Annotated in this window: 5 protein-coding genes, 1 tRNA gene and 1 riboswitch; of the genes, 4 read left to right on the plus strand and 2 right to left on the minus strand. The window is 73.4% G+C overall.

Annotated elements, in window-relative coordinates; all coding sequences use genetic code 11:
• Positions 1 to 674: ABC transporter ATP-binding protein (locus OZN99_RS25180; RefSeq protein WP_270937987.1), on the minus strand; the 674-nt coding region annotated here is incomplete at its 3' end.
• Positions 660 to 763, minus strand: a riboswitch (TPP riboswitch). (Overlaps the previous gene by 15 nt.)
• A 61-nt stretch (positions 764 to 824) precedes the next feature.
• On the opposite strand from OZN99_RS25180, the gene OZN99_RS25185 reads away from it, so the two are divergent.
• The 4 genes from OZN99_RS25185 to OZN99_RS25200 all read left to right on the plus strand — a co-directional run bounded on the left by OZN99_RS25185 (position 825) and on the right by OZN99_RS25200 (position 3,244).
• Positions 825 to 1,967 (plus strand): acetoin utilization protein AcuC, encoded by a 1,143-nt coding sequence (locus OZN99_RS25185; RefSeq protein WP_270937988.1) that lies wholly within the window; start codon positions 825 to 827, stop codon positions 1,965 to 1,967.
• A complete protein-coding gene (locus tag OZN99_RS25190) occupies positions 1,967 to 2,446 on the plus strand; it encodes a DUF192 domain-containing protein (RefSeq protein WP_408611938.1) in 480 nt (159 codons plus the stop codon). Before OZN99_RS25185 ends, OZN99_RS25190 begins: the two co-directional genes overlap by 1 nt.
• 52 nt (positions 2,447 to 2,498) lie before the next feature.
• Positions 2,499 to 2,572, plus strand: a tRNA-Pro gene (locus OZN99_RS25195).
• Positions 2,573 to 2,641: 69 nt separating this feature from the next.
• A complete protein-coding gene (locus tag OZN99_RS25200; protein ID WP_270937990.1) occupies positions 2,642 to 3,244 on the plus strand; it encodes a class I SAM-dependent methyltransferase in 603 nt (200 codons plus the stop codon).
• 77 nt (positions 3,245 to 3,321) lie between these two features.
• Here OZN99_RS25200 and OZN99_RS25205 read toward each other — a convergent pair.
• Positions 3,322 to 5,035, minus strand: a 1,714-nt coding sequence (locus OZN99_RS25205) for a xanthine dehydrogenase family protein molybdopterin-binding subunit (protein WP_270937991.1), incomplete at its 5' end; no start/stop codon positions are given.

Consider the following 5,035-nt stretch of genomic DNA (forward strand, 5'->3'; position numbering starts at 1 on the left):
GGCGGCCCGGCCGGGGGGGCGATCTCCGCCGGGACGGCGGGCGTGCCGCCCAGCACGAGGATGCGGTCGGCCAGGCGCAGCGCCTCCAGCGGGTCATGCGTGACCAGCAGCACCGTCCGGCCGGTCAGCAGCCGCGCGGCGAGGTCCTGCAGGCGGTGGCGGGTCGGCGCGTCCACCGCGCTGAAGGGCTCGTCCATCAGCACGACGGGCCGGTCCTCCATCAGCGTGCGGGCCAGCGCCACGCGCTGCCGCATCCCGCCGGAGAGCTGCGCGGGCGTCTTGGCGGCATCGGCCGGCGCCAGCCCGACCTCGGCCAGCAGCGCGCGGGCGCGGTCGCGGTCCTGCCGCTGACCGCGCAGATGCGCGCCGAGCAGCACGTTCCCCAAAGCGTCCTTCCAGGGCACCAGCAGGTCGGACTGAGCCATCCAGGCGACGCGGCCGGCCAGCGGCCGGCCATCGGTGGTCTCCACCGCGGCACCCGCGGGCCCGGCCAGCAGGCCGGCGGCCAGGCGTACCAGGGTGGACTTCCCGGACCCCGAAGGCCCGAGCAGCGCCGTGGTCCGTCCCGGCGGGACGTCGAGGGTGCAGGGCGCCAGCACCGGCACGCCGGCGAAGGCGAAGCCGGACGGAAGCCGGATGCGGAAGCCCGGTGCGGGCGTCAGTCGAGCGGACACCGTTCCCTTCGCCGGCATGACCCGGATCAGGTTCGTGGGGTCGCGGTCGCCCGCCTCTCAGCCCCCGATGGGCTCCCCCCGATGTGTGGCGGCTGTCTGCGGCAAAGCCGACGGACTTGCAAGTGCCGCGGGCCGTGGCATGTCGGAGGCGTGTCCCGCCCCCTCCTGATCGGCTCCGAGATCTATCGCGGCTCCACCTATGGCCCGAAGCACCCGCTGGCGATCCCGCGCGTCTCGACCACGCTCGACCTGATCCGGGCGATGGGCTGGGTCGATCCCGCGCAATACCGGGACAGTCCGCGCGCCACGCCGGACCAGCTGACGCGCTTCCACACGCCCGACTACATCGCCGCCCTGGTGCGGGCCGAGGCCGAGCAGGCGGTGTCGCCCGAGGACCGCGCCCGGCATCACATCGGCGCGCATGGCAACCCGGTCTATCGCGAGGTGTTCCGCCGCCCCGCGACCGGCGCCGGCGGCACCCTGCTGGCGGCGCGGCTGACCGCGCAGGGCGGCATCGTCCACGTGCCCGGCGGCGGCACCCATCACGGCCTGGCGGACCGCGCCAGCGGCTTCTGCTACCTGAACGACGCGGTGCTGGGGCTGCTCGGCTGGCTCGATGCGGGGCTGACCAACATCCTCTACCTCGACATCGACGCGCATCACGGCGACGGCGTGGAACTCGCCTTCCACGACGATCCGCGCGTCTTCACCGTCTCCATCCACGAGGCCGGGCGCTGGCCGCATACCGGCCGGGCCGAGGACCGTGCCGGCGGCCATGCGCGCAACCTGCCGGTGCCGGAGGGCTTCAACGATTCCGAGTTCGACTGGCTGCTGCGCCACGCCGTGCTGCCGCTGGTCCGTCACCTGCGCCCGCAGGCGATCATGCTGCAATGCGGGGCCGACGCGATCGAGGAGGACCCGCTCTCGCGCCTGGCGCTGACCAACGCGTCCCACCGCGCCGTCGCCGCCGCGCTGCTGCCGCTGGCGCCGCGCCTGATCGTGCTGGGGGGAGGGGGCTACAACCCCTGGTCCGTGGCACGCTGCTGGGCCGGGATCTGGGCCACGCTGAACCGCCTGCCCATCCCGCCGCGCATCCCGCCGGCCGCCGAGGCGGTGCTGCGGGCCCTCACCTGGTCGCGCGCGGCAGGCCGCAACCCGCCGGAGCACTGGTTCACCACCATTGCCGACGCGCCGCGGCCCGGCCCGGTGCGCAGCGGGATCAGGGACCTCGCGGCCTTCACCCTGCGCGATCTTCCGGACCCGCCGGCCGCCGTGGCATCCTCCGCGGCATGATGCTCCGCCGCCCCCTGCTCTCCACGCTCGGCCTGCTGCTGGCCGGCCGCGCCCTGGCCCAGCCCGGGGTGGACCGCCCGCAGCCGCGCCTGCCGACCGAGCGCATGGTCATCGTCACGCGCGACAACCGCCGGCACGACTTCACCGTGGAGATGGCGCTGAACCCCGACCAGCAGACCATCGGCCTGATGTTCCGCCAGGAGGTGAAGCCGGACGAGGGCATGATCTTCGACTGGGGCGCGCCGCGTGAGAGCAGCATGTGGATGCGCAACACGCTGGTGCCGCTCGACATGGTCTTCATCGCCGCCGATGGCCGGATCCACCGCATCGCGGAACGGACCGTGCCGCTCTCCCTGACGCCGGTGGACAGCCGCGGGCCCGTGCGCGCGACGCTGGAGCTGCAGGGCGGCATCACGGAGCGGCTGGACATCCGGGTGGGCGACCGCGTGCTGCACCGGATGTTCGGGACCCAGCCCTGACGGCCACGCGCCTTGCCCCGGGGCCCGGCTTTCCCTAGGTTGCCGGCCTTCGCGGGGCGTGGCGCAGTCTGGTAGCGCATCTGCTTTGGGAGCAGAGGGTCGCTGGTTCGAATCCAGTCGCCCCGATTCGCCCCCTTGACTTTACCCTCGGCGGGCGTGTCGATCCGTTTTCCGACAGAACCGGTGGAAATGCGGATGGGTGTCGTCGCCCGCGTGCATGGCGAGTACGTGTTCGCCCGCCGTATCCGGGTGCTGGCGGAAAGCCTCGCGCCCCTGCTGCCGGAAGGCGGAACCGTGCTCGATGTCGGCTGCGGCGACGGGCAGATCGACAGGCTGATCGGGCTGCGGCGTCCGGACCTGCGGATCGAGGGCATCGACGTGCTGGTGCGGCCGGAGACCCATGTCCCCGTCACGCCATTCGACGGCCGTCGCATTCCCTTCCCGGATCGCTCCTTCGACGCCGTGATGTTCGTGGACGTGCTGCACCACACCGACGACCCGCTGGTGCTGCTGGCCGAGGCTGCGCGCGTGACGCGCGGCAGCATCGTGATCAAGGACCATTGCCGAGACGGCCTGCTCGCCGGCCCGACGCTGCGCTTCATGGACTGGGTGGGCAATGCGCGCCACGGCGTGGCGCTGCCCTACAACTACTGGCCCGAACGCCGCTGGCGCGACGCCTTCGGCACGCTCGGCCTGCGCATCGCGCGGTGGGAAGGCCGGGTGGACCTCTATCCCTGGCCGGCTTCGCTGGTGTTCGGGCGCGGGCTGCACTTCGTCGCCAGGCTGGAGACGGGCTGAGCCGCTCAGCGCGGGTCCTTCCGCCCGACCGTGGGGCACGGCGCACCGGATCGTCCCGGTGCGCCGCGCCCTTCGCGTCAGGTCCGCAGCTCGTCCTGGATCGGCAGCCGCCGGATGCGCCGGCCGACCAGGGCGGACACCGCGTTCGCCACCGCGGGCGTGATCGGCGGGACCGGCGGCTCGCCGACGCCGCCCATCCGCTCCCCGCTCTCGATCACATGCGCCTCGACCTGGAAGTTGGCGTCGTCGGTGCGCAGCACGTGGTAGCCGTCGAAGTTGACGTTCACCGCGCGCCCGTTCTCCACCACGATCTTCTCGCCGAGCGCGGTGGACAGGCCCTGGATGACGCCACCCTCGATCTGGCTGCGCACGCCGTCCGGCAGCACCTGCTTGCCGCAGTCGAGGGCCACGACCACGCGGTGCACATGCGGGCGGCCGTTGTGCATCGAGACCTCGGCCACCTGCGCGCAGAGCGATCCGTAGCTCTCGACGAAGGCGAAGCCGCGCGCGCGGCCGGCGGGCAGGGGCGTGCCCCAGCCCGCCTTCTCGGCGGCGGTGTTGATCACGCGCAGCGCGCGCGGATCGTGCGCCAGCAGCTCCCGCCGCAGCGCCACCGGGTCCTTGCCGGCGGCCTGCGCCACCTCGTCCAGGAAGCACTCCATGAAGAAGCCGTTCTGCGTGGCGCCGACCGACCGCCAGGGCATGGTCGGCACATGCGACTGCCGGCGGACATAGTCCACGCGATAGGCGCCGGTGCGGTAGCGCGTGTCGTTCAGCGTCTGGACCGAGCTGGCGTCGAGGTCGCCCTGGAAGTTGTTGAAGTCCCGGTTCATCGAGGTGCCGGCCGTGCGCACCCAGAGGCCGGTGACCTTGCCCTGCGCGTCCAGCGCGGCGCGCAGCCGCGCCATCTGCGCCGGGCGGTACCAGCCCTGGCCGAGCTCGTCCTCCCGCGTCCAGAACATCTTGACCGGCCTGCCGACGGCGCGCGCCACGATCACGGCCGCGCCCGGCATGTCCTCGTAGAGCCGCCGGCCGAAGCCGCCGCCCTGCAGCATGGTGTGCAGCCGGATCTTCCCGCGGTCCCACCCGGTGTCGCGCACCACGCGGTTCACCAGGCGGTCCTGGTTCTGGGTCGGCGCCCAGATCTCCAGCCGGTCGCCCTCGATCCGGACGTTGATGTTCCAGGGCTCGAGCGGCGTGTGCGACAGGAAGGGCACCTCGTAGTCCGCTTCCACCACGCGCGCGGCGCCGCGCAGCGCGGCCTCCACGTCGCCGTCGTTGCGCGACACGGCGGCCTGGGCGCCGGCGAGCCCATCCTTCATCGCCGCGGTGATGTCGGCGGAGCCGGTGCGGTCGTTCGGCGTCGCCTTCCAGGTGACGTTCAGCGCAGCGCCGCCGCGCATCGCCGCCCACATGGAATTCGCCACCACCGCCGCGCCGCCCGGGATCGGCACCACGTCGATCACGCCGGGCACGGCGCGCGCCGCGGCCGCGTCGATGCGCTCCGCCTCGCCGCGGAAGACGGGGGAGACCTTGGCGTAGGCATAGACCATCCCGGGCAGGCGGAAGTCGATCGAGTAGATCGTGCCGCCATGCGTCTTGGCCGGGATGTCCACGCGCGGCATGCCGCGGCCGATCAGCTTCAGCTCGGCATCCGGGCGCAGCGCGGCCTGCTCGGGCAGCGGGCGCGCGGCGGCGGCCTGCGCCAGCTCGCCGAAGCCGATCCGCCGGCCGGAGGCGCGGTGCACCACCGCGTGGTTCTCGGCCACCAGCTCCGCTGCCGGCACGCCG

Origin of the sequence: Falsiroseomonas oryzae, assembly GCF_027856955.1 — a bacterium.
Taxonomy (GTDB): domain Bacteria; phylum Pseudomonadota; class Alphaproteobacteria; order Acetobacterales; family Acetobacteraceae; genus Falsiroseomonas; species Falsiroseomonas oryzae.

Coding starts and splice junctions, on each gene's coding strand:
- OZN99_RS25200 (WP_270937990.1), top strand. CDS start 2,642: ATGGGTGTCGTCGCCCGCGTGCATGGCGAGTACGTGTTCGCCCGCCGT.
- OZN99_RS25190 (WP_408611938.1), top strand. CDS start 1,967: ATGCTCCGCCGCCCCCTGCTCTCCACGCTCGGCCTGCTGCTGGCCGGC.